The 22736-nt window shown below is 59.7% G+C and carries 22 protein-coding genes; 8 read left to right on the forward strand and 14 right to left on the reverse strand.

The window, feature by feature from the left end:
* The first annotated feature begins 51 nt into the window (after positions 1 to 51).
* Complete coding sequence (locus tag AQ621_RS11885) at positions 52 to 999, forward strand: YbgA family protein (protein WP_058341627.1); 948 nt, start codon at positions 52 to 54, stop codon at positions 997 to 999.
* Positions 1000 to 1068: 69 nt separating this feature from the next.
* Here AQ621_RS11885 and AQ621_RS11890 read toward each other — a convergent pair whose 3' ends face one another.
* The 10 genes from AQ621_RS11890 to AQ621_RS11935 all read right to left on the reverse strand — a co-directional run bounded on the left by AQ621_RS11890 (position 1069) and on the right by AQ621_RS11935 (position 10023).
* Positions 1069 to 1803, reverse strand: a complete 735-nt coding sequence (locus AQ621_RS11890; protein ID WP_058341628.1) for a DUF481 domain-containing protein — start codon at positions 1801 to 1803, stop codon at positions 1069 to 1071.
* Between the two features lie 25 nt (positions 1804 to 1828).
* Positions 1829 to 2848 (reverse strand): oxygen-dependent tRNA uridine(34) hydroxylase TrhO, encoded by a 1020-nt coding sequence (locus AQ621_RS11895; RefSeq protein ID WP_058341629.1) that lies wholly within the window; start codon positions 2846 to 2848, stop codon positions 1829 to 1831.
* Between the two features lie 290 nt (positions 2849 to 3138).
* Entirely contained in the window at positions 3139 to 3870 is a 732-nt protein-coding gene (locus AQ621_RS11900) for a DsbA family protein (RefSeq protein WP_058341630.1), read from the reverse strand.
* A 13-nt stretch (positions 3871 to 3883) separates the two neighbouring features.
* The gene (locus AQ621_RS11905) at positions 3884 to 4465 is read right to left on the reverse strand and encodes an acyl carrier protein phosphodiesterase (RefSeq protein ID WP_058341631.1); all 582 of its coding nucleotides are present in this window, start codon (positions 4463 to 4465) and stop codon (positions 3884 to 3886) included.
* A 9-nt stretch (positions 4466 to 4474) separates the two neighbouring features.
* The gene (locus AQ621_RS11910) at positions 4475 to 5908 is read right to left on the reverse strand and encodes a DUF5666 domain-containing protein (protein WP_145840282.1); all 1434 of its coding nucleotides are present in this window, start codon (positions 5906 to 5908) and stop codon (positions 4475 to 4477) included.
* Between the two features lie 38 nt (positions 5909 to 5946).
* Entirely contained in the window at positions 5947 to 6345 is a 399-nt protein-coding gene (locus AQ621_RS11915) for a hypothetical protein (protein ID WP_058341633.1), read from the reverse strand.
* Positions 6342 to 7199: a DUF6502 family protein gene (locus AQ621_RS11920; RefSeq protein WP_058341634.1), complete on the reverse strand. Its 858-nt coding sequence runs from the start codon at positions 7197 to 7199 to the stop codon at positions 6342 to 6344. Before AQ621_RS11920 ends, AQ621_RS11915 begins: the two co-directional genes overlap by 4 nt.
* A 78-nt stretch (positions 7200 to 7277) precedes the next feature.
* The gene (locus AQ621_RS11925; protein WP_227508321.1) at positions 7278 to 8537 is read right to left on the reverse strand and encodes a DUF5666 domain-containing protein; all 1260 of its coding nucleotides are present in this window, start codon (positions 8535 to 8537) and stop codon (positions 7278 to 7280) included.
* 154 nt (positions 8538 to 8691) lie between these two features.
* Positions 8692 to 9036: a chaperone modulator CbpM gene (locus AQ621_RS11930; RefSeq protein ID WP_058342409.1), complete on the reverse strand. Its 345-nt coding sequence runs from the start codon at positions 9034 to 9036 to the stop codon at positions 8692 to 8694.
* 12 nt (positions 9037 to 9048) lie between these two features.
* Positions 9049 to 10023, reverse strand: a complete 975-nt coding sequence (locus AQ621_RS11935; RefSeq protein ID WP_058342410.1) for a DnaJ C-terminal domain-containing protein — start codon at positions 10021 to 10023, stop codon at positions 9049 to 9051.
* A 253-nt stretch (positions 10024 to 10276) separates the two neighbouring features.
* Between AQ621_RS11935 and AQ621_RS11940 the strand changes: the two genes are divergently transcribed.
* The 7 genes from AQ621_RS11940 to AQ621_RS11970 all read left to right on the forward strand — a co-directional run bounded on the left by AQ621_RS11940 (position 10277) and on the right by AQ621_RS11970 (position 17168).
* A complete protein-coding gene (locus tag AQ621_RS11940; RefSeq protein ID WP_058341635.1) occupies positions 10277 to 11050 on the forward strand; it encodes an SGNH/GDSL hydrolase family protein in 774 nt (257 codons plus the stop codon).
* A 57-nt stretch (positions 11051 to 11107) separates the two neighbouring features.
* Positions 11108 to 12133: a hypothetical protein gene (locus AQ621_RS11945; protein ID WP_058341636.1), complete on the forward strand. Its 1026-nt coding sequence runs from the start codon at positions 11108 to 11110 to the stop codon at positions 12131 to 12133.
* 92 nt (positions 12134 to 12225) lie between these two features.
* Positions 12226 to 12915 (forward strand): DUF3348 family protein, encoded by a 690-nt coding sequence (locus tag AQ621_RS11950; protein WP_058341637.1) that lies wholly within the window; start codon positions 12226 to 12228, stop codon positions 12913 to 12915.
* Complete coding sequence (locus AQ621_RS11955) at positions 12912 to 14864, forward strand: coiled-coil domain-containing protein (RefSeq protein ID WP_058341638.1); 1953 nt, start codon at positions 12912 to 12914, stop codon at positions 14862 to 14864. Before AQ621_RS11950 ends, AQ621_RS11955 begins: the two co-directional genes overlap by 4 nt.
* Positions 14864 to 15520, forward strand: coding sequence for an OmpA family protein (locus AQ621_RS11960; protein WP_058341639.1), 657 nt, complete (start codon positions 14864 to 14866; stop codon positions 15518 to 15520). Before AQ621_RS11955 ends, AQ621_RS11960 begins: the two co-directional genes overlap by 1 nt.
* Positions 15517 to 16119, forward strand: coding sequence for a DUF2894 domain-containing protein (locus tag AQ621_RS11965; protein WP_058341640.1), 603 nt, complete (start codon positions 15517 to 15519; stop codon positions 16117 to 16119). Before AQ621_RS11960 ends, AQ621_RS11965 begins: the two co-directional genes overlap by 4 nt.
* Before the next feature lie 113 nt (positions 16120 to 16232).
* On the forward strand, positions 16233 to 17168 hold the full coding sequence (locus AQ621_RS11970; RefSeq protein ID WP_082641065.1) for an alpha/beta fold hydrolase: 936 nt from the start codon (positions 16233 to 16235) through the stop codon (positions 17166 to 17168).
* On the opposite strand, the gene fba is transcribed toward AQ621_RS11970, so the two are convergent.
* The 4 genes from fba to tkt form a co-directional block, all read right to left on the reverse strand.
* Positions 17161 to 18225: a class II fructose-bisphosphate aldolase gene (fba, locus tag AQ621_RS11975; protein WP_058341641.1), complete on the reverse strand. Its 1065-nt coding sequence runs from the start codon at positions 18223 to 18225 to the stop codon at positions 17161 to 17163. The two genes, AQ621_RS11970 and fba, sit on opposite strands and share 8 nt — an antisense overlap.
* 223 nt (positions 18226 to 18448) lie before the next feature.
* Positions 18449 to 19609 carry a phosphoglycerate kinase gene (locus tag AQ621_RS11980; protein ID WP_058341642.1) on the reverse strand — a complete coding sequence of 387 codons (1161 nt, stop codon included), beginning with the start codon at positions 19607 to 19609 and terminating at the stop codon, positions 18449 to 18451.
* A 93-nt stretch (positions 19610 to 19702) separates the two neighbouring features.
* Positions 19703 to 20731 (reverse strand): type I glyceraldehyde-3-phosphate dehydrogenase, encoded by a 1029-nt coding sequence (locus tag AQ621_RS11985; protein ID WP_058341643.1) that lies wholly within the window; start codon positions 20729 to 20731, stop codon positions 19703 to 19705.
* A complete protein-coding gene (gene tkt / locus AQ621_RS11990; RefSeq protein ID WP_058341644.1) occupies positions 20731 to 22731 on the reverse strand; it encodes a transketolase in 2001 nt (666 codons plus the stop codon). Before tkt ends, AQ621_RS11985 begins: the two co-directional genes overlap by 1 nt.
* Positions 22732 to 22736: the final 5 nt, after the last annotated feature.

Here is a 22736-nt window from a genome sequence, read left to right on the forward strand (position 1 = left end):
GAAAGTACGTAAGCGGTATCAGCAACGTCACTTTCAAGACTGGAGAAGCCTGTGAGCGGTATACCTGTTGGCATCAGCACCTGCCTGCTCGGCAAGGAAGTTCGCCACGATGGCGGCCATAAACATTCCCGTTACTGCACCCAGGTGCTGTCAAAGCATTTCGAGTTCCGTTCTATCTGCCCGGAACTGGAAGCGGGCCTGGGCGTGCCCCGCCCGGCCATTCACCTGCGCGAGCACGAAGACGGCCTGCACCTGATTGAAAGCAAAGGCACCAAAGACCACACACAACCCATGCAGGACTTCATCCAGCAGATTTTGCCCTCCCTGGAGAATCTGCGCGGCTATATCCTGATGGCGAAATCCCCCAGCTGCGGCATGGAACGCATCAAGATCCATAACGCCGAGGGTGCCTTCATGCATCGCGATGGCCGGGGCATGTTTGCCGATGCCCTGATGAAAGCCTACCCGCTGATGCCGGTGGAAGAAGAGGGCCGCCTGCACGACGACATGCTGCGGGAAAACTTTATCGAGCGTGTGTTCGCCTACGACGACTGGATGCAGAACGTGGCCGGCGACCAGCTCACCAAGCAGTCACTGCTGGAGTTCCACCAGCGCCACAAGTTCACCCTGCTGGCCCATTCTGAAAAGATCTACCGCCAGTTGGGGCCGATGCTGGCCGATTTGAAATCCGAGCCGCTGGCGCAGGTTGCCGAGCGCTATATTCACGGCTTTATGGAAGCCATGACCCAGAAAGTGAGCCGGGGCTCCCACGTGAATGCCATGCAGCATTTGCTGGGCTACCTGAAAGACGGTATGTCCGCTGAAGAGAAAACGGTGCTGCTGGAGCAGATTGAAGCCTACCGGCGCGGGGAGATCCCGCTGGTGGTGCCGATGACACTGCTGCGCCTGGCCCAGCGCAAGGAGCCGGTAGACTACCTGCACACCCAGAAATACCTGACCCCCTACCCGGACGAGCTGGGGCTGCGAAACAACGTATAACCGGTTTCCGCAAACAAAAACGGGGCAGATGGTTGAACCACCTGCCCCGTTTTTTTTAACCGACGCTGCTCAGAAACCGTAGAGCAGAGACAGCGACGTTTCGGTATCAGTCTTGTCTGAGCCTTCCGGCGCATCCGACACATGCTTCACCCGGAATGCCACTTTCATGGACAGCCTGTTCACGATGGTGCTCTGCAAGGAGGTCTCAGACTGGGTGATGGTGTTGTTGTCATCCAGGCCGATTTCCGTGCTCAGTTTCTGCCGGAACAGGGAGGTTTCAGACAAACCGTAATCGAACTGGCCTGCCAGCCGCGCGATGGCTTCTTCTTCCACGTCACGACCGGTGTCCACATCCACCTGCTTGAGCTTGTTGTAGCGATAACCGGCGCCGGCAGACAGGTCCAGGAAGGAACGGTCACCCGCTTGCCACACTCGGTTGCCATAACCGGTGGTCAGGGTGGATTCGAAGTCGTACCCGGAGAAACGGTCATCTTCCCAGGACCCGCGCACAAACCAGTACTGCTGGTCGTCGAACTTGTAGTCAGCTTCCAGTGCCGCCTTGTATTCCTCGGCGGTGGTTTGGTCTTCAGCCTCGGTGTACTTGGAGCTGAAATCGCCGCTGTTACGCCAGGTGTCGGTTTCGTGAATCAGTCCCAGCCGGCCGTTCACCTTGGTTTCCTCACTGTTACCGGAGGTCACCAACACACCCAGTTCGGCTTCGCCTTTCCAGTTTCCGCTTTCCTGGGCATGAACCATCGGGGCCAGTGCCATACAGGCGACTACCAGCGGTTTCCTGATCAACATAGTTTCTCCTTGGTTGGGTTTTTCTTCAATTCGACGCAGACTTACGTGCGCTTTCCCCCTCCAGACTTCTGCGGGCCTGTTGCTCCCGCTCGGCCTTCTTGCGGGCCTTGCGCTCGGCAATGATGCGGGCGGCTTCGCCACCTACGTGGGATTCACCACGCTCTTCGGCAAGGCGCATCTGGCGCTCACGCTCCTTGAACCGGGCTTTCTGTTCCTCGGTCAGGGAGTCGATGCACTGGTGGCAGCTCACACCCTGCTCGTATTCCGGGCGCTGTTTGTCCTCTTCGGTAATGGGCCGGCGGCAGGCGTGGCACTGGTCGTAATCACCACGCTCGAGGTTGTGGTTGACGGTAACGCGGTCATCAAACACAAAACACTCGCCCTGCCACAGGCTTTGCTCCTGGGGCACGTCTTCCAGGTACTTCAGAATGCCGCCCTTGAGGTGATACACCTCGTCGAAGCCCTGTTCTTTCAGGTAGGCGGTGGATTTTTCGCAGCGGATGCCGCCGGTACAGAACATGGCGACCTTTTTGTGTTTGGCCGGGTTCAGGTTCTGTTTTACGTACTCCGGAAATTCACGGAAGGTGTCGGTGGCCGGGTTGACGGCATTCTTGAAGGTACCAATCTCCACTTCATACTGGTTACGGGTGTCGACCAGCAGCACTTCCGGGTCTGAAATCAGGTCGTTCCATTCTTTGGGGTCTACGTAGGTACCCACGACGCGTTTCGGGTCGATACCTTGCACGCCCATGGTGACGATTTCTTTCTTGAGTTTGACCTTGGTGCGTTTGAACGGCTGGAATTCCACGAAGGATTCTTTGTAATCCACGCCATCAAAGCGGTCGTCGCTGGCGATCCAGGCTTTGACGGCGTCGATGCCTTCACGGCTGCCGGCGATGGTGCCGTTGATGCCTTCACGGGCCAGCAGCAAGGTGCCGTGGACGTCTTTTTCCAGCATGAGGTTCAGCAGGGGCTGGCGTAGGTCTTTGTAATCATTCAATACTGCGAACTTGTACAGTGCGCAGACAACGATGTTGTTGCTCATGGTTTTCTCCTGCGGGCCGGATCGTAAATCCGGAGCATGGTTTGTGGTGTTCACGGAAGGGGGCAGAGTTTAACCAACCTGAGTTTGGACGCAAGTAGGTGCTAGCCGTGGAAGGTGCCGTGGATGCCGCCCTGACTGGGGGATGTCTTTCCAAAATACGCTGTGAATACGTCCTTGTACGCTCGGCTCCGCCATCCATGGCTCCGCACGATTTTGGAAAGACATCCCCCACCCAGGGCTAACTCTTCGCCTAGCCGCCGCAACACATGCTGCGTTACCAGGCGAGAGCTTTAGTCTGCCGTTTTATTCAATTCACGCTCTACGACCGCAGACAACTGCCCCCAACCCGGGCGGGTCAGCTGGATGTTGTCCACCATCACTGTCGGAGTGCTGGAAACACGCATTTGAACGGCAACCTGCAGGCTCTGTTCTACCGCTTCTTTGTGCAGTTCGGTTTCCAGGCAGCGGCGGAAGCGGCGTTCTTCGAGGTCCATGCCGTTGGCGTAGCGGGTGAAGGTGGCTACCGGGTCGTTGGAGCCGCTCCACTCGCGCTGGCTGTCGTAGAGCTGGTCGTGCATGGCCCAGTATTGATCCTGGTCACCGGCGCAGCGGGCGGCCTGGGCGGCGGGCATGGCGTTCTGGTGTTGGCGCAGGGGGAGGTCGAAGTAGACGAAGCGGACTTTACCTGTTTCGACGTATTCCTGCTTCAAACGCTGGCTGGCTTCGGCGAAGCGGGCGCAGGCGGGGCACTGGTAGTCGGCAAATTCACGCACGACGACTCTGGCGTTTTCGGAGCCAACGGAGGTGCCGTACTGGTCAAGGAAGGCCGGGAAGGGTTCGGCGTTCGCGGCGGCCACCGGCAGTTCGTCGGAGGTCGGGGCCGGTGGGGTTGTGAGGAAGTACAGGGCGGCGGCCACAGCCGCAAAAACCACCAATGCACCTGCAATCAGCAGGGGCTTTTTGTTGTTTTTCCTGGCTGGCGCGGGCGCGCCGGTTTGTTTGCGTCGTTTGGCTTCACCCATCTGGGGCTCCTTGTTATACGTTCGGAAACTGGCGGGCGAAGGTTTGGAGTTCCGGGAAGAACGTCAGGAAATTCGCCTCGAGTTCCGGCTCATTGTCCCGAATTTCGTCAATTATTCCAGTGAATTGGTTGGGGAAGCGGATGCGGCCGGCAACCCGGTCCAGGGCGAAGCCTATGTTGTCGAGGTCCTGGTAGGCGCCAAACCAGTCGTGTTCCACCATACGGCGGGTGACTTTGACCATGGCAGGTGGCATGACCTGTTCGTGGCACTGCAGCTCCTGATAGACCGTCTGCACAAACTGCCCACTCTCGCAGTCGGCAAACCGGCACCAGTGCCGCAACAGGAAGTGGTCGTAGAGAATGTCCAGAGCCACGCCGGCAAAGCGCCGGCGCTGGTTGGAGAACAGTCGCTTGCTGGCCAGCACTTGCGGGTGCTGGTCGGTGAAGCTATCGACTGCCAGGTGGTGGCGAACGCCCTCCAGTACCGGGGGAGGCAAGGCCGACCAGTCCACACCCCGGGAGAAATCCCCGAGGATGCTGCCCACACGTGCCTCGGGGGAGTCAGGGGCGAGGAATGTGTGGGCGAGGTGGTTCATTTTTGGGCCTTAATCATCATCGTCTTCTGCGCATTCCAGCTCATCAACAACGTAGCCGGTGCTGCCGCCTGCCAAATATTCTACCTCGACAATATCGCAGTCCGGGACGGGCTGCGTGTTATCCAGCACCAAGCCCAACACCTTTATAGAGCCTGAGCCAGTGTAAGCTCTATCAATCCTGCCGGTAAGCTCATACTCTGTGCTGATATCGCTTTCTACCTCCACGGTGAGCGCTTCAAGGAAGACCTTTCCATCATTGCCGGTGCGCTCTATACCCTCCACTTCAGCCGAAACACCCGGAGAAATGGAGGATAAGCCATCATCGAACTCAATCACGGTGGAATTTGTCAAAACAACGATAACACCGCCGATATCCCAACTGTCAGGCAGACGGCCCGCTTTTATAACAGAAGCCTCAACCTCCGCATTCCCTTCAAACAGCTCAACCTCTTCCGCCACTATAGTGCCATCACGGAAGTCACCCTCCACTCTGACGAGCATATTGTCCGTCAGCTGGTCTCGATCAAGATCGTCAAATTCTGTGTCTGACGTGATCGAGACGGCAACGCCGTTAACGAAGAAGCTTGCTGCACGAGGCGTGTAACCAGAAACCGTACCGGTAATTTCAATATCCTCGCCCTCTTGCCCCTCGTAACGGCGATCATCGGCCGGGCGAATGGTCCTTGCGGTTATGATTGCACCGTCATACTCACCTTCAACTTCAATACGCTGGCCAGCCTGCCCTATCGCATCAGCAGTCAAACCATCAGCGAAAACGCTGTCGCCAGGAACGATGATTCTTTGTGTCCCGATCAGCAGGTCGCCAGAATCGTAACGCCCAAGGCCCTCCAGCTCGACCAGGTTCTCGGGCAAAGTGTCCAGCTCACCGATATAGCTCGCCCGATAACTATTCCCGGATGGCCATGCACTGATTCGAACCCGCTTGCCTTCGAGAGCGCTTGCATCTGCAAACTCGTTATCCAGCCGGATAACGGTGCGTCGGTCGAACGAAATAGTCTGGCCCAGAACGGAGAAGGTACCTGCCTCCGGCGATCCGGAGGAGTCGACTGTCGTTACCGAGACATTAGCCGCGGTACCACGGAAAGTGTCATCGTATTCGAGGGATTCGGCTGTACCCGTGCCGTCCGGGCTCCATTCCCCCGCAACACGAAGAATCATGCCTTTTTCAAGATCATCTTCGCTGGACAGGCCGTCGTTATTTTCAACACGCCGATTCAGAATGTTGCTGGTCTCAAACTTCACCCCATTCACAAACACACTACCAAACCCGGAAACCGGCCCGACGCTGGAGCCGGTGCCGCGAATGCCGCCGTCGGCTATACCGATACCGCCGCCTCCACCGCCGCCACAGGCACTGAAAATGCCGAAAGCCACAGGTGCGATTGCCAGGGAAAGGCGTTTACGGAGTTGGTCAGACGTCATTGTGCTCTCCCGCCAGCCATCCGGGCCGGCCATGGTTATCAGGTATCGTTAAAGCGACGGCGGGGAATGCCGTTGCTGAACAGGTCTTCAGGCTCAGCCAGTACCGATTCCGGTTCAGGCTGCCCCGCAGGAGCATAGGCGCTGCGTCTTAACAGAACATGACCGCTCTCCAGGGCCTCGACAATGCCCTTGCGCAGGAGTTCGTTCAGCACAACAGCAGACACCAGGTCGGGGTTGGCGCAACGCACCAGGTCGGTAAAGGCGTCATCCCCTTCGGCCAGGGCCAGCAGTATTCTGGGCTGGTGCTGCTCATCCAGGAAGTCGCCGGTTCCCAACCAGCAACGGATCACCTGCCGGGCTCCGGGTGACAGCAAGGTGGTCACCAGCCCGGTCGGCTGCCATCGGGCAGGCTCCACCGTTGTGATCTTCGGGCTCATGAGCGTTTATCTCCGCTGGTGTCCGGTTGTATCGGTTCTTCGAAATAGAAAATGCCAACGCCGGTACGCACTTTGTTGGCGCCTTCACCCTGGCTTCCAGATCCTTGGCGGTCATGGGGCCCCAGCCAGTCATCCAGTTGTTCCAACAGCGCCTGGGACCGTTCCGCCGAAAGCTTCCGCCACCGTTCAATCACATCTGCCGGGATGTTGTCGTAGGTCAGGGTCCGCTGGAACAGCGGCGGCTTCCCGGCCGAACGGCTGATCAGGTTGTGATCGATGGTGGCTACAAGATCAGATACGTCTTCACCGAAGATTTGGAGCATATCCTCACTGTCACCGGCCGGTACGTAGGCTCTTTGTTTTAGCTGGAGCCTGCCGGAGTCCGGCTCTACCACAGCCACGCCCACCCGCATCAGCTCATCCAGCACAGCCCGCGGCGTCATGTCGCCACTGTACTTGCGTACCAGTTCGGTGAAGCTGCCGGCACCTTCAAAATCCAGCATGGCGGGCTGCTTGTCGTCAGCCTGATAAGCCGGATCGTGCACCCAGCCAGACACCACACGGGATGCCCGGTTGGCGTTAGACCGGGATTCCCGCGCAGGGTTCTGGCCCGCCAGGATTTCCCGCTGGCGTTTGACTTCCTTGCGGGTAAGGCCGGTCATAACCGCTGCCCGGGAATCCGTAGGTTTACGCCGGCCATCACTGAAATCTTCCAGTGCCGCTTCCACATAGGCGCGTTTGACCAGTTCGGAGAATTCGCCGAAAGGCACACCATTGCGCAACAGCAAACGGGCCAGGGGCCGCAAAATGCGGAACAGTGCTTTGTGGAGGGGGTTGGCATTGGCATCAGTCATGTTTGGGATTGTATTCCCATAGCGATTATAAAAGCCAGAACGGGCCGCCAGCGCTGCGGCCCGTTTCGGGGTTACCGGTCAGTCGTCATCATCGTCATCGTCGTCCTCGTCTTCACGCTCGATGGTGAAGGCTTCCAGGTATCCATCCCGGCGGCGACCTTCCACTTCTACATAGTCGCCGACCATGAAAGCGTTGATGTCGTCTACCCGGCTACGGCGGCCATCGTCATCGTCGTCATCATCAATCAGGGTGCTGGCCGTGAGTTGAACCCGAACGCCACTGACAATCAGCACTTCACCGGCCAGGTCGATCTGCTCGATCCGGCCTTCCACTTCGTCATCGCCTTCCCGGCCTTCAATTTCCTCGGCCAGCAAGACACCGTTGCGGAAGTCGCCCTCTACCTTCACAAATACACCGTCCTGCAGGCTGCTGGCGCTGATGTCATCGAAATCAGTGTCGCTGTCGATCTGCACCGGCACACCATTGATGCGGAAGGTTCGGGTACTGCTGTCGTAGTCGTAGAGATCACCGGAGATTTCGACGTCATCGTCGTCATCAAACAGGTCGTCTTCATCGTCAATTTCTTTAGCCATCAGGATGCCATCCTGCAGATAGCCTTCCACTTCTACCGCCATGCCGTCGCTCAGGTCATCCAGGTCGAAGTCGTCATCGCCACTCGCCAGTTGGTAATCAATGCGGAAATCGTTAATGGTGAAGGTTCGGGCTATGGCATCCAGGTTTTGTACCACGCCTTCAAGCTCAACCTCATTGTCGTCGTCGAAATCCGGTCCGCTAACCCTGGCGCCCACGTAACTGGCCCGGAAGCTGCCATCGTCCAGCCGCCAGCCGCTCACCCGCACCCGGTAGCTCTCCGGGCTGGCCGCCAGTTGCTCCGGGGTCGCGCCACGGAAGACCGTTTCATTGGTCAGGCCAATCACCTGGCCCAGCATTTTAAGCTGGCCGGTATTGGCCGAGGCGTCCCAGCTTGCCGCTGTCAGCGGGCCACGCAGGGTGTCGTCGTAGGAAATGTCATCGGCCCGGCCTTCACCCCGGTCGTCCCAGCTGCCTTTCACTTTCAGGATCATGCCCTTGTCCAGCTGGTCTTCCCGCTCGAGCCCGTCATCGCTGTCCACCCTGCCATCGGTGGTAAAGCGAGTGCCGTTCACATACACACTGCCAAAGCCGGTAACCGCACCCACACTGGTGCCCTGGCTGCTGGCGCTGGTGTCAGCGGAACCGGAAGAGCCGGAGCCACCATCGCCACAGGCCGCCAGGCCACCCACCAAAGCTCCGGCCATCACCAACTTGATCGCTTTCGAAAGTCCGTTACGTTTCATGTTCCATCTCCAGGCTGATTTCACTCAATCCGGCGCATGCTCACTGCGCGCCGCCAGTTTGGGATATTTTTCCCAAACCGCTAAATGGGAAAATAATCCCAATTTTTGAGATTGTCCAGTTTTTGGATATGAAACTTTTGTGAATCGGGGGGTTTTACTCGCCCATCAACTGACGAATCCGTTGATTAAGCCGGTTCACTTCCCGGCGCATGTCCTGCACTTCGTCCAGTAGCTCCAGGGACATTGCAAGCCCCGGCAGGTTGAGTTTCAGATCCCGCTGCAGGCGCAGGGCTTTCTGAAGACGCTGGAGTGCGGCCACATCAAACTGCCACTGGCGCACTTCCGGCAGTTCCTGCAGCGGGGTGATCACTCCGTAATTCACCAGTTTGATCACAAACTCCGCGTGGCAGGCACCACGCTCGCAGATTTCGCGCAGGGTGAAGGTGCTGCCGTTGGTGTCGGTCACTTCTACGGTCACTATCTGGTCTTTATTTGTCATGTTCACCCCCACTCACACGTGCAGCTTGCTGCGCGGATTGAAGTCTTTTTCCAGCTCCGCCAGCGTCTCGTAGAGCTTTTCCGCCTCCGGCGTGTGTTGTTCTGGCATGGCCACCTGCAGCACCACTATCTGGTCGCCCGGATGCTTGCCGGGGAAGCCCTTGCCTTTCAGTCGGAGCTTGCGGCCGCTGGAGGAACCTTTGGGCACTTTCACATTCACCTTGCCACCCACGGTTGGCACGGTCACCGTGGCACCCAGCGCCGCTTCCCAGGGCGTAACCGGCACTGTTACCAGCACGTCGTGGCCCTCGATGGTGAAATGCGGATGGGGCGCCATTTCCACTTCAATGAACAGGTCACCTGGCTCGGCACCACCCACGCCGGGTGCGCCCTGACCTTTCAGGCGAATGTGCTGGCCCTCCCGCATACCCGAGGGAATTTTCACCTTCAGGGTTTTCTGACGGGGCACCATCCGGCCGTGGCTGTCGATCTCGTGCACGGTAAACGACACCTGTTTTTCACAGCCGTTAAAGGCCTCTTCCAAAAACAGGGCCAGGCGGGCGTGAACGTCTTCCCCGCGCATTTTCGCGCTCTGGCGGAAACCACCGCCACCGAAGTCTGCGCCCGAAAACCCGCCATGCCGGCCGCCGCCAAAAATCTCCTCGAAAAACTCACTGAACTGCCGGGCATCGGCTTCGGTATATCCGCCGCCACCAAAGCCGGACGCACTCTGCCAGCCCGGTGGCGGCTGGAAGGAGCCATCGGCCCGGGCGCCGTATTTGCGCAGCTGGTCGTACTCGGCCCGCTTTTCCGGGTCTTTGAGTACTTCGTAGGCCTCGCCCACGTCCTTGAACTTGTCGCTGGCGTTCTCTTCCTTGCTCACATCCGGATGATATTTGCGCGCCAGCTTGCGGTAGGCCTTCTTGATGTCCTCGGGCGTAGCCGACTCGCTAACCCCCAGAACGGCGTAATAGTCTTTGAAGTCCATGTAACCACTCGCATCTGACCAAAACGTGATCTCTGACTCTTTATATTTGTCGCTGCTGTGGAAATTACAAGCCGCTTCCTTGCAGCCTTGCTGCAGGTCAAACACTGAGACCGGGTTCACACCCTTTCTCCCGTGGCCGGATCTGACAACCTTTCACCTCTGTTTGCGGTCGAGAAACGCCGGAGCTTGGACAATAGTTGAAGGGCAGTATCCTTAGACGAATGGTCTACCCCTTACACATGGAGCTCTAACAATGATAAATAAAGCACACCGCTGGTCGCTCTCGGCGCTTGCCAGCAACGCCCTGAAACCCGCACTGGCACTCAGTGCAGCCTTACTGTTTTCCGGTTGCAGCGAACTGGGCTACCTGCTGAGCAACGACAAAGTGACCGATGCCGACAACGACAAGGTAGTCTTTGTGGGCGATTCCATTTTTGCCCTTTCTGGCGAGATCCAGAACCAGCTGGAAGCCAAGGCCGGTGAAACCTTCCGTCGCTATACCGTCTCTGGCGCGGAGCTGTCAGGCGAGCTGATTGCCCCGTCCATCCCCCAGCAGTTCCGGGATGCGGTTGCTGACAACCCGGACATCGAAACCGTTGTGGGCGATGCTGGCGGCAATGACATCCTGATTCCGGCTATCGCCCTGAACTCCAATAACTGCAAAACACCCTGGTGGCGCTTCGGCCGGCTGAGCAAACAGTGCCGGGATTTCATCGATGACATCTACGTGGAAGGCGTGAACTTCCTGAACGAGGTGGCCGAAGCCGGCGTCCAGAATGGCATTCTGACCGGCTACTACTACACCAAGAACGGTCTGTTCCGTCTGGATGATATGAAAGAAGCTGTGGACTACGGCAACGCCACCCTGGCCCGGGCCTGTGAGAACTCCGTGCTGAACTGCACCTTTGTGGACCCGCGCTGGGTGATCAACGACCGGGACATCATCTTTGATGGCATTCATCCGGCCGACAGCGGCTCGAAAAAGATCGCGGACCTGATCTGGCCGAACCTCCAACCACTGCTTTAAACAACGCACTACCGGGTGCCGCCTTAAGCGCGGCACCCGGCTTCCGGAGCAATTGCCATGAAAGCAAAAACCCCACTTATGGTCGTGACCGCCCTTGGCCTGGTGTTAGCGGGTGGCCTCTATCTGACCCTGGGGCAACCTGAACCCGGCACTGTTCACAAGGCTCCCGCTGCGCAAACGGTGATAAGCAGCCCGGCGCCCGTGGATAACAACCTGCCGGAGCAATCCGCCGACCCGGCACTGGAACTGGCGGTGATCTGGCTCGAGCGTTATGGCGAAACCATCCACGAACCGGCCACCCAGGCCCGGCTCTATCCCGAACGGCAGGCGCTGATACAAGCCCGCCCGCAGCATGGCATCCACCTGTTCCGCAGCGCGGTTGAAACCGCCTTCCCGGAGGCTACGCAACAGATCCTTACCCTGATGGCGAACCTGGACCGCTACCACGACTGGCTCGACCTCAACGAGCTGCGCCTGCAGGCCTTGCAACCGATGCAGCGGGAACTCCAGATCTGGCAACAACGGGACGAGATATTCGGTGCCCTGGCCCGGCAGATCTGGGCTGACGAGGAGTCCTACCTGGAAGAGCGCTCCGAAACCTTCCAGCAACAGCTTGCCCAGCTGGATCAGAGCAACAACCTGCCGTTGAGCGAACTGGCTCACCAATTGAAAACCAGCGCCGAGGAAGTCTACGGCAGCGACCTGAACCGCCAGTTTGCCGGCTCCGGCGCCCTCGGCCATGCCCTGCTCAGCCTGAACAGCGTGCAGTCGCAACTGGCCGCACTCCCCCCGGAACAACGCCAGCAGGCCATCAACGATTTACGTCGACAACTGGGCTACTCCGATACCGCCATCGAACGTATGGCGCAACAGGACCAGGCCCGGGAAGAGAAATGGCAGAATGGCGAAAGCTACACGGCCAAGCGCGAAGCGCTGGAACAACGCCTGACCGGTGAGCAACTGGAGGCCGCCCTCAGCCAGCTGAGGGAAGAACACTTCGGCATTGCCGCTCCAACCATTGAGCGGGAGGAAGAACAAGGCTTCTACCGGTTTGAGAGGCCGCGCAAGTATGGGATGAACTGACGTTTCGGTCATTATCATTCACTCCCCTAAGCCAGTAGAATAGCGTGTTTTGACGACCGCTCTACCTGACCACGGAGTGAGACACCGAACGGATGCCAAACCAGTCGCAGGCACATACTGCCCAATCCTCAAAACTGCTGGCCCAACTGGCCCGGCTGGGTGCGCCTGCAACTTCTGACACCCTGCCCTGTTTCGCAGAACGCCTGAGCCGGCTGTTTGGCCTCGGCGACACCATGACCCTGGACGCCGCCACCTCCTACCGCGCCCGGCAACCAGGCTCGGTACAAAGCGCTATGGTCGACAAACTGACGGACGAGCTGGCCACCACCCGCCGGGCACTGATCCGACGTATTCAAGGCTGGGCAGACGAACTGGAGTTTGACGACGAGCCGGAACTGGAGCCCGCGTTGAATGCCTGGCTGGCGCTGCAACGCAAAGTGGCCGCCAACAGCCGCCAGCTGCGGGATAAGGTCCGAAAATCCATGAAAGACCAGGGCCAGAACCTGGCCAGGCTGGCCGAACTGGACGCCGTGTTCGACCACACCATGGCAAGCTACACCAGCCAGGTTTTTTCCAACCTGTCACAGGTGCTGGAGCAGCGGTTTCAACAGTTACAGACATCCTCCGAACAACATCAAACACAAGGCCAGGCACCCGACAACTGGTTCCACCGTTACTGCGAGGATGCGCAGGCATTGTTACTCGCTGAACTGGATGTTCGGCTGGAACCGGCACTGGGCTTGCTCGAGGCCTGCCACAACGAGGTTAACAACACCCCATGAGCAAACTGTTTTTCACCCTGGCCTTTGCCATCGGCCTCGCCGTGGTGTGCTGGATTGGTGCGGGCTTTGTCGATTCCGACCTGCTGGCCTTAGCGTTTACCGGCCTGATTGGCGTGGTGTATTGCCTGGGCTTCGGCGAGCTGGTGAACTTCCGAAGGCAAACCCGGCAGCTGGCCGAAAATGTGGGCCAATTACCCGAAAACCACGAACAGGTCTCTGGCTGGCTGAACGCCCTGCCCCAGCCCCTGCAATTTCCAGCGCAAAGACGCATTGAAGGCCATGCCGCAGGCCTGCCTGGCCCGCAGCTAACCCCCTACCTGACCGGCCTGCTGGTGATGCTGGGCCTGCTGGGTACCTTTGCCGGCATGATCGTGACCCTGGGCGGCGCCGCCTCGGCACTGGACAACAGCACCGAACTCAGCGCCATTCGCAGCGCCCTGGCCGCACCGATTGCCGGATTGAGCCTGGCGTTTGGCACTTCCATTGCCGGCGTGGCGGCCTCGGCCATGCTGGGGCTGGCTTCCACTCTGAGCAGGAGGGATCGATTACAGGCCTCCCGAGCGCTGGATACCGCCCTTCGGGAAAAGCTGCATCACCTGTCAGCCGATCACCAACGCCAGCAGGCCTTCCAGGCCCTGGAAAGCCAGGCACAAGCCTTGCCGCAGATGGCCTCGGCCATGGAACGCATGACGGCGCGCATGGAACAACTCGGCGAGCAACTGGAAAGATCCCTCACCCGGAACCAGCAGGAATTCCACAGCACGGTCGGCAGCCACTACCAGACTCTGGCCGATTCCGTGGCCCAGTCCCTGAAAACGGCGCTCGATGTCAGCTCAAAGCTGGCGGCAGAAAGGGTGGAGTCGATTGTCACCCAGGCCATGGAGCATCTTCAGAAGGATGCCCACACCCTACAGCAGAGTTGGTCAGACGATGCCCTCCGGCAACTGGCCGAGCTGACCGCCGGCTTTCAGAAAACCACCAGTGAGGCTGGCGAGCGCTGGCAGCAGAATCTGAACGAACAGCAGCAACTGAATGCCAGAATACTGGAGACCCTTGAACAGCGCAGCCAGCAAAGCCAGCATCAGCTGCTGGAACAGCTAAAAACCTGGGCCTCAGACATCACCAAGCAACAACAGATCGGGCTGACAGAGCAGCAACAGCAACTGGCGGAAAGCGCCGAACACCTGAAGTCCAGCAGCGCAGAGTTGGTTGAGTCCCAGAGGGCGGGTATCGAACAACTGGTAGCGATCATTGGCAAACAGCTTTCCGAACTGCGAGAGCAGGAAGCCGGGCGCACTGACGCCTCTGCGGCACGCATGGAGAGCCTTGAAGCGACAGTGACAAAGCACCTGGCAGAACTGGGCACCGCGCTGGAAGCCCCCATGACCCGCCTGATAGAAACCGCCTCAGAAACACCGAAGGCCGCCGCCGAGGTGATCCGCCAGCTGCAGTCGGAAATCGCCCGCAACAGCGAGCGGGAAAACGAGTTGCTGGAAGAACGCCAGCGGCTGGTGCAAGAACTGGACAGCCTGCTGGAAAGCCAGCGCAGCACCGCTGACAGTCAGCGGGAGGCGGTGGATACCCTGATCACCGGCGCCGGCGAAACCCTGACCGGCATCAGCGAGCGCTTCAACACCCTGATCCAGGAACAGAGCCAGCAACTGGGCAAGCTGGGCGACAGTATTACCGGCAGCAGCCAGGAAGTGGGCGCATTGAGCGATGCCTTTGCCCAGGCCATTGAGCTGTTCAGCCAGTCCAACGAGCAGGTCATCGGCAGCCTGGCGGATATCCAGAAAGCGCTGGACAAGGCCGGTAACCGGCACGATGAACAGCTGGCCTACTACGTGGCCCAGGCCCGCGAGGTAATCGACCTCAGCGTCAGCGCCCAGAAGGACGTCATCGATGCCGCCGCGGCACTGCACCGGGCAGAACCCAGCGAGGCCGGCTGATGGAACAGCTGGAAGGCGGCGAACAGCAATCCGCACCGGTCTGGGCCATTTTCTCGGACCTGATGGCGGCGCTGGTGGGAATCCTGGCGCTGATTCTGGTGTGGGTGATCGGCATTCAGCTGGAGCTGAGCCAGTCCCTAGCCCAGGAAATCGAGAAGCGGGAGGCGGAAGAACAACGCCGGATCGCCCTGGAACAGGCCCTGGAAGACCCGCTCACCAAGGGGCTGGTGACTTTCCGGGATGGCCGCATCGGCATCAGCGGCAACGTGCTGTTCGAACTGAACTCGGACCAACTTCAGGCCGAAGGCGAGGAGGTTCTGGAATCATTGATTTCACCTCTGCAAACCTATCTGGCCCAGCACGATGAGCTGCTGATGGTGAGCGGCTTTACCGATGACCTGCCAATGCACCCGGGCAATCGTTACCAGGATAACTGGGGCCTTTCAGCCCAGCGGGCACTTACCGTTACCCGCTCGCTGACAGAACTGGGCCTGCCCAACGACCGGGTGTTCGCCGCCGCCTTCGGCCCGCACCATCCGGCGGTACCCAATGTAGATGCAGAATCCCGGGCCCAGAACCGGCGGGTGGAGATCAGTACCGTGCCCCGGGCGCCTTCGGCGGTCACAGAAGCCGAAAGGGAGTCGGGCGACCAATGACCACGGTAACATCGCTGCTCGACCCGCTCAGGCAATCCGGTGCAGACAGGCAAGACCCGGTGCGCTTTCGCTATCTGGAATCCTTCGAACATCGATTGCGCGCAAAGGGCCTTCAACACGGTGAACACTGGCTGAAGCTGCAGCAGGCCGTTTCTGATTACCAGGCAAGGCAGGGTATGGCCGATGTGGCAGAGCCGGTCACAACACCTGCGGGCGATCAGAGCCCGTCGCAACTTAGCCGCCTGCTGGATGCACTAAACCAATCGACGGAAGTGCCGGCACAGGCCCCTCGCTCGGCACTTGAGCAGCGGATCTTCGGAGGCGAAGAGGAGGTTCCCGATGCAGGCCCCAGCAACAACTCACCCAGGCCGCTGAAAGCCCTGGCCCGGGTCAAAACCGGCCAGGACACGCAGCAACTCCAACAGCGCATCCGCCAGGCTATCGAAAGCACACCCGCAGAGGCCGGCCCCATGAACGCACACCGGCTGGTCAGCCGGGCGCTGGCCGAGATGCAGAAACTCTCGCCCGAGTACACTCTCCGCTTTGCCCGTTATATCGACACCTTGCTGGCACTGGAAAAGTCCTCCCGGAAAAGCTGACATCCCACACAATCGGATACATTCTGGCCCGATTCGCCCCGGGGATGGCCTCTTTCGCTGTCTGAAACCCGGCATCGGGTTGCTACGCTGGATTCTTTATCAGGAAATCCAGCATGCAGAATGTCCTTCGAATCCGGAACGGGGCCGTTGGCCTCAATGTTGTTACCCGGGGCCGGGAAGAGAATGAGCCGGTCATCCTGGTTCATGGCTACCCGGACAACCACCGGGTATGGGACCCCGTGGCCGAACGGCTCGCCAGGTCATTCTATGTGATCACCTACGATGTGCGCGGGGCCGGCGAATCGGACATTCCGGGAGATACCTCGGATTACCGCATGGCGGCACTCGCCTCGGACCTGGCCTGCGTGGCAGATCAGGTGATCCCGGACAGGCCATTCCATCTTGTTGGACATGATTGGGGCTCTATCCAGAGCTGGGAATCTGTCACCCAGGGCCGCCTGCAAGCTCACATCAAAACCTTCACCAGTATCTCCGGCCCCTCGCTGGATCACGCGGCATACTGGGCGCGCAGCAAGCTGACCAGCCGATCACTCGCCGACAAGGTGAAAGCATTTCGCCAGCTGGCAAGCTCCTGGTACATCGGCATGTTCCACCTGCCCCTTCTGGCACCGGCCGCCTGGCGTTTCGGGCTGGATTCCGTTTGGCCGGATTATCTTCGCAAGCAGGGGGTTCCGCTGGAGGCGCCCAACCCTTTCCAGAAGCAAGACGGACAATTCGGGGTCAACCTGTACCGGGCAAACTTCCGCAGCAAACTGCTGTTTCCGGAACCACGGTATGCCTGCTGTCCGGTGCAACTACTGGTTCCGCTCCAGGATGCCTACGTGGGCGAGCAGTTGTTTGACGATCTGGGCAAGTGGGTGCCGGACCTGACCCGCCATAACATTGATGCCGGGCACTGGGTGATTCTCAGCCACCCGGAAAAAGTGGCTCAGCTGATTGCAGACTTTGCTCAAAGAGGGCTAAAACAAAAAAGCCCCGACCACCAGGGCCAGGGCTTTCAGGTAAACGAGGCGGAAAGCCTTATTTAACCTTCGGGTCCAGCTCGCCAGCGGCGTAACGCTCGAACATCTGCTCGAGGTTCACCGGCTTGATCTTGCTGGCCTGGCCGGCACAACCGAAGGCTTCGTAGCGAGCTACGCAGATGTCGGTCATGGCAACCATGGTGGCCTTGAGGAATTTGCGCGGGTCGAATTCGGCCGGGTTCTGGGCCATGAAGCGACGAACCGCACCGGTTGAGGCCAGGCGCAGGTCGGTGTCGATGTTGACCTTGCGCACGCCGTGCTTAATGCCTTCCACGATTTCTTCCACCGGGACACCGTAGGTTTCCGGAATCTCGCCACCGAATTCGTTGATCACCTTCAGCCATTCCTGGGGTACGGAGCTCGAGCCGTGCATCACCAGGTGGGTGTCTGGAATGCGTTTGTGGATGGCTTTGATTTGCTCGATGGCCAGGATGTCACCTGTCGGCGGACGGGTGAACTTGTAGGCGCCGTGGCTGGTGCCGATGGCGATGGCCAGTGCGTCTACGTGGGTTTTCTTGACGAAGTCTGCCGCTTCTTCCGGGTCGGTCAGCATCTGGTCATGGTCCAGGGTGCCTTCGGCGCCGATGCCGTCTTCTTCACCGGCCTGGCCGGTTTCGAGGGAGCCCAGGCAGCCCAGTTCACCTTCTACGGAGACACCACAGGCGTGGGCCATTTCAACGGTGCGACGGGTAACGTCTACGTTGTATTCGTAGCTGGTCGGGGTTTTGCCATCTTCACCCAGGGAGCCGTCCATCATCACGGAGCTGAAGCCGAGCTGGATGGAGCGCTGGCACACGGCGGGGCTGGTGCCGTGATCCTGGTGCATAACCACCGGGATGTGCGGCCATTCTTCGATGGCGGCCAGGATGAGGTGGCGCAGGAAGGGGGCGCCGGCGTATTTGCGGGCACCGGCGGAGGCCTGGACAATGACCGGGGAGTCGGTTTTGTCGGCGGCTTCCATGATGGCGCGCATTTGTTCGAGGTTGTTTACGTTAAAGGCTGGCACACCGTAACCATGCTCGGCGGCGTGGTCCAGAAGTTGCCGCAGCGAAATCAGGGCCATGGGTTGTCTCCTTCGTTGACTTTTTGAGGTTTGATTTCTGTTCGTTTTCAGACTTGGGAGTCTGCTGCGGAGGGTGGGGTAAGTCTTTCGCGGAACCGCTACGAGCACATCCATGTGCGCTTCTCTCAGGCCATCCTTGGCCTTCGAAATTCCGCGAAAGACTTACCCCACCCTCCTTGCGATTCTGGCCCTGTGCGGGCTTCTCTCAGAATCGCTTTGTTGATTACGCTCCGCGCTCTTCCAGTACGGCTACTGCCGGCAGGGTTTTGCCTTCCACGAATTCGAGGAACGCACCGCCACCGGTGGAGATGTAGGAGATCTTGTCAGCTATGCCGTATTTGTCAACGGCGGCAACGGTGTCGCCGCCGCCGGCGAGGGAGAACGCGTCGCTTTCGGCGATGGCTTCGGCCAAGGCTTTGGTGCCGTTGCCGAACTGGTCGAATTCGAACACGCCGACGGGGCCGTTCCACAGGATGGTTTTGGCGTTCTTGAGCAGGCTCGCGAACTGGCCGGCGGTTTCCGGGCCTACGTCGAGGATCATGTCGTCGGCGCTGACGTCGGAGATGTTTTTCACGGTGGCGGTGGCGGTTTCGGCGAATTCGCTGGCAACCACTACGTCGACCGGCAGCGGGATTTCAACGCGGCTGGCGATGTCTTTGGCGGTGTCGACCAGGTCGTGTTCGCACAGGGACTTGCCTACCGGGTGGCCGGCTGCGGCCAGGAAGGTGTTGGCGATGCCGCCGCCGACGATGATCTGGTCACACACTTTTTCCAGGGCGTTGAGGACGTCCAGTTTGGTGGAGACTTTGGAGCCGCCAACGATAGCAACCACGGGCTTGGCCGGGTGGTCGAGGGCTTTGCCGAGGGCGTCGAGTTCGGCTGCCAGCAGGGGGCCGGCGCAAGCTTCGGGGGCGAATTTAGCCACTCCGTGGGTGGAGGCCTGGGCGCGGTGGGCGGTGCCGAAGGCGTCCATCACGTAGACATCGCACAGGGCAGCGTATTGCTTGGCGAGGTCTTCGTTGTCTTTCTTTTCGCCCTTATTGAAGCGAACGTTTTCGAACAGTACGACTTCGCCGTCGGCCACTTCAACGCCGTCGAGGTAGTCTTTGATCAGGCGCACTTCCTGGCCCAGCAGGGTGCTCAGGTGCTCGGCTACGGGCTTCATGGAGGAGGCTTCGTCGTACACGCCTTCTTCCGGACGGCCCAGGTGGGACATCAGCATGACTTTGGCGCCGGCGTCTTTGGCGGCCTTGATGGTCGGCAGCGAGGCGCGGATGCGGGCGTCGCTGGATACTTTGCCGTCTTTGACCGGTACGTTCAGGTCTTCACGAATCAGAACCCGCTTGCCGGCGAGGTTCAGGTCAGTCATTTTTTTGATGGCCATAATCAGGTTCCGTAGTTATGGGTTCACAGGTGCAAATGTTTAAGCTTTTGGGCGGGGTCTGACCCCGTTCGGGGTCAGACCCCTTTGTATCCGTCAGGTTCTGGTTAGCCAGACCTTACTGACATCCAGCATCCGGTTAGCAAAGCCCCATTCGTTATCGAACCAGCACAGCACTTTCACCATGGTGCCGCCGGTCACCCGGGTCTGGCCGCCGTCGACCACGCCGGAATGGGCGTCGTGGTTAAAGTCTGAGCTGGCCAGGAGTTCGTCGGTGTAGCCGAGAATGCCTTTTAGCGATCCGTTAGCGGCGTTTTTCAGCAGCAGGTTTACTGCCGCAACATCGGTCGCTTCACGTACGTTCACCACCATGTCTATAGCAGACACATTCAGCGTTGGCACGCGCATGGCCACGGAGCTGAAGCGGCCTTCCATATGGGGCAGCAAGCGTTCGATGCCGCGGGCCAGGCCGGTGTCTACCGGTACGATGTTATGGAGCGCGCTGCGGGTGCGGCGCAGGTCCTGGTGGTGGTAGGCGTCGATCACCGGCTGGTCGTTCATGGCGGCATGGATGGTGGTGGTGCTGCCCTGTTCTACGCCGAAGGCGTCGTCCAGCACCTTGATCACCGGTACCAGGCAGTTGGTGGTGCAGGAACCTGCAGCCACAATCACATCCTGCGGGTTAAGGTCGCCATCGTTGATGCCATAGACCACGGTGCGGTCAACACTCGGCTCTCCCGGCTGGGAGAACAGCAGGCGCTGGGCACCGGCTGCGATGTGTTTTTCCGCAGTTGTCCGGTCCGAGTAGGCGCCGGAACATTCCAGCACCAGATCCACGTCCAGCAAACGCCAGGGCAGTTCCGCCGGGTCCGGGTGACGCAGTACTCGAATGCGGTCGCCGTTCACCACCAGGTTGTCGCCATCCACCGCCACCTCACCGTGAAACCGCCCGTGGGTGGAGTCGTACTTGGTCAGGTGGGCGATGGTGTCGATATCCGACAACTCGTTGATCGCGACCACCTGAAGATGGTCGCGATAGCCGTTTTCATAAAGAGCCCGCAACACGCACTGGCCGATGCGGCCGTACCCGTTGATGGCGATGCGAAACGGCGTCGAGTTGGTCATCAGGCGTCCAGCAGTTCGTCAGCCACTTCCAGGATATTGTCGACGGTGAAGCCGAATTCCTTGAACAGCTCGCCAGCGGGGGCAGATTCACCGAAGGTGGTCATGCCCACAACGCGGCCGTCCAGGCCAACATACTTGTACCAGTAGTCGGCGATGCCGGCTTCGATGGCGATACGGTTGGTGACTTCCAGCGGCAGTACCTGTTGCTTGTACTCGGCGCTCTGGGCGTCGAACACGTCGGTGGACGGCATGGAAACCACACGCACGGCCTTGCCCTGCTCGCGCAACTTGGCGGCAGTGTCCTGGGCCAGGCCCACTTCAGAGCCGGTGGCGATCAGGATCAGTTCCGGGGTGCCTTCGCTGTCAGACAGCACGTAGCCACCCCTGGCGACGTTGGCCAGTTGTTCTGCATCACGCTGCTGATGCGGCAGGTTCTGACGGGAGAACACCATGGCGGTTGGGCCGTCGTTGCGCTCCAGGGCGGCTTTCCAGGCTACCGCAGATTCCACGGCATCAGCCGGGCGCCACATGCTCATGTTGGGCGTGGTGCGCAGGCTGGCCATCTGCTCGATGGGCTGGTGGGTGGGGCCGTCTTCGCCCAGGCCGATGGAGTCGTGGGTGAATACATAGATGGAACGCTGCTTCATCAGCGCGGCCATGCGCACCGCGTTACGGGCGTATTCCATGAAGATCAGGAAGGTTGCGCCGTAAGGAACAAAACCGCCGTGCAGGGCGATGCCGTTCATGATCGCAGCCATACCGAACTCACGAACGCCGTAGTAAATATAGTTACCGGAGGCGTCTTCTTTGCTCACGCCTTTGCAGCCAGACCAGATGGTCAGGTTGGAACCGGCCAGGTCGGCAGAGCCACCCATCAGTTCCGGCAGCAGCGGGCCGTAGGCGTTCAGGGTGTTCTGGGATGCCTTACGGGAGGCGATAGTGTCGCCCTTGTCCTGGCACTCCTGGATGTAGGCCTGGGCCTTTTCGGAGAAGTCTGCCGGCAGCTCACCCGCCATGCGGCGTTTGAACTCGGCCGCCAGTTCCGGCTCGGCCTTTTCGTAGGCGGCGAATTTCTCTTCCCACGCTTTCTCGGCGGCGGCGCCTTTTTCCCTGGCGTCCCAGGCGGCGTAGATGTCAGACGGAACCTCGAACGGGCCATGCTGCCAGCCCAGGGCTTCGCGGGTCAGAGCGATTTCATCGTCACCCAGCGGGGCACCGTGGCAATCTTCCTTGCCCTGCTTGTTGGGGGAACCAAAGCCGATGATAGTCTTGCAGCAGATCAGTGTCGGCTGCTCGGTGTTGGCCCGGGCCTGTTCAACAGCCGCGCGGATGGCGTCGGCATCGTGGCCGTCAACGTCCGGAATTACCTGCCAGCCGTAGGACTCAAAACGTTGCGGAGTATTGTCGGTAAACCAGCCTTCCACTTCGCCGTCGATGGAAATGCCGTTGTCGTCATAGAAGAACACCAGCTTGCCAAGGCCCAGAGTACCGGCCAGGGACGCCACTTCGTGGGAGATGCCTTCCATCAGGCAGCCGTCGCCCAGGAACGCATAGGTGTAGTGGTCCACAATGTCGTGGCCCGGGCGGTTGAACTGCGCCGCCAGGGATTTCTCGGCCAGCGCGAAACCAACGGCGTTGGCAATGCCCTGCCCCAGCGGGCCGGTCGTGGTTTCAATACCCGGTGTGTAACCGTATTCCGGGTGCCCCGGAGTCTTGGAGTGCAGCTGCCGGAAGTTCTTGATGTCGTCAATGCTAACGTCGTACCCGCTCAGGTGCAGCAGGGAGTACTGCAGCATGGAGCCATGGCCGTTAGACAGCACGAAACGGTCACGGTTGGCCCATTGCGGGTTGGCCGGGTTGTGGCTCAGGTAATCGTTCCACAGTACCTCGGCGATATCCGCCATACCCATGGGCGCACCCGGGTGGCCGGACTTGGCTTTCTGAACCGCATCCATGCTCAGCGCGCGAATGGCGTTGGCGAGATCTTTACGGGACGGCATTGACA

This window comes from Marinobacter sp. P4B1 (genome assembly GCF_001447135.1).
Lineage (GTDB): Bacteria > Pseudomonadota > Gammaproteobacteria > Pseudomonadales > Oleiphilaceae > Marinobacter > Marinobacter vinifirmus.

Bases quoted from the DNA above. Each gene is read 5' to 3' on its own strand.
- AQ621_RS11890 (WP_058341628.1), bottom strand. From the start codon at position 1,803: ATGTTGATCAGGAAACCGCTGGTAGTCGCCTGTATGGCACTGGCCCCG.
- AQ621_RS11895 (WP_058341629.1), bottom strand. From the start codon at position 2,848: ATGAGCAACAACATCGTTGTCTGCGCACTGTACAAGTTCGCAGTATTG.
- AQ621_RS11900 (WP_058341630.1), bottom strand. From the start codon at position 3,870: ATGGGTGAAGCCAAACGACGCAAACAAACCGGCGCGCCCGCGCCAGCC.
- AQ621_RS11905 (WP_058341631.1), bottom strand. From the start codon at position 4,465: ATGAACCACCTCGCCCACACATTCCTCGCCCCTGACTCCCCCGAGGCA.
- AQ621_RS11910 (WP_145840282.1), bottom strand. From the start codon at position 5,908: ATGACGTCTGACCAACTCCGTAAACGCCTTTCCCTGGCAATCGCACCT.
- AQ621_RS11915 (WP_058341633.1), bottom strand. From the start codon at position 6,345: ATGAGCCCGAAGATCACAACGGTGGAGCCTGCCCGATGGCAGCCGACC.
- AQ621_RS11920 (WP_058341634.1), bottom strand. From the start codon at position 7,199: ATGACTGATGCCAATGCCAACCCCCTCCACAAAGCACTGTTCCGCATT.
- AQ621_RS11925 (WP_227508321.1), bottom strand. From the start codon at position 8,537: ATGAAACGTAACGGACTTTCGAAAGCGATCAAGTTGGTGATGGCCGGA.
- AQ621_RS11930 (WP_058342409.1), bottom strand. From the start codon at position 9,036: ATGACAAATAAAGACCAGATAGTGACCGTAGAAGTGACCGACACCAAC.
- AQ621_RS11935 (WP_058342410.1), bottom strand. From the start codon at position 10,023: ATGGACTTCAAAGACTATTACGCCGTTCTGGGGGTTAGCGAGTCGGCT.
- AQ621_RS11940 (WP_058341635.1), top strand. From the start codon at position 10,277: ATGATAAATAAAGCACACCGCTGGTCGCTCTCGGCGCTTGCCAGCAAC.
- AQ621_RS11945 (WP_058341636.1), top strand. From the start codon at position 11,108: ATGAAAGCAAAAACCCCACTTATGGTCGTGACCGCCCTTGGCCTGGTG.
- AQ621_RS11950 (WP_058341637.1), top strand. From the start codon at position 12,226: ATGCCAAACCAGTCGCAGGCACATACTGCCCAATCCTCAAAACTGCTG.
- AQ621_RS11955 (WP_058341638.1), top strand. From the start codon at position 12,912: ATGAGCAAACTGTTTTTCACCCTGGCCTTTGCCATCGGCCTCGCCGTG.
- AQ621_RS11960 (WP_058341639.1), top strand. From the start codon at position 14,864: ATGGAACAGCTGGAAGGCGGCGAACAGCAATCCGCACCGGTCTGGGCC.
- AQ621_RS11965 (WP_058341640.1), top strand. From the start codon at position 15,517: ATGACCACGGTAACATCGCTGCTCGACCCGCTCAGGCAATCCGGTGCA.
- AQ621_RS11970 (WP_082641065.1), top strand. From the start codon at position 16,233: ATGCAGAATGTCCTTCGAATCCGGAACGGGGCCGTTGGCCTCAATGTT.
- fba (WP_058341641.1), bottom strand. From the start codon at position 18,225: ATGGCCCTGATTTCGCTGCGGCAACTTCTGGACCACGCCGCCGAGCAT.
- AQ621_RS11980 (WP_058341642.1), bottom strand. From the start codon at position 19,609: ATGGCCATCAAAAAAATGACTGACCTGAACCTCGCCGGCAAGCGGGTT.
- AQ621_RS11985 (WP_058341643.1), bottom strand. From the start codon at position 20,731: ATGACCAACTCGACGCCGTTTCGCATCGCCATCAACGGGTACGGCCGC.
- tkt (WP_058341644.1), bottom strand. From the start codon at position 22,731: ATGCCGTCCCGTAAAGATCTCGCCAACGCCATTCGCGCGCTGAGCATG.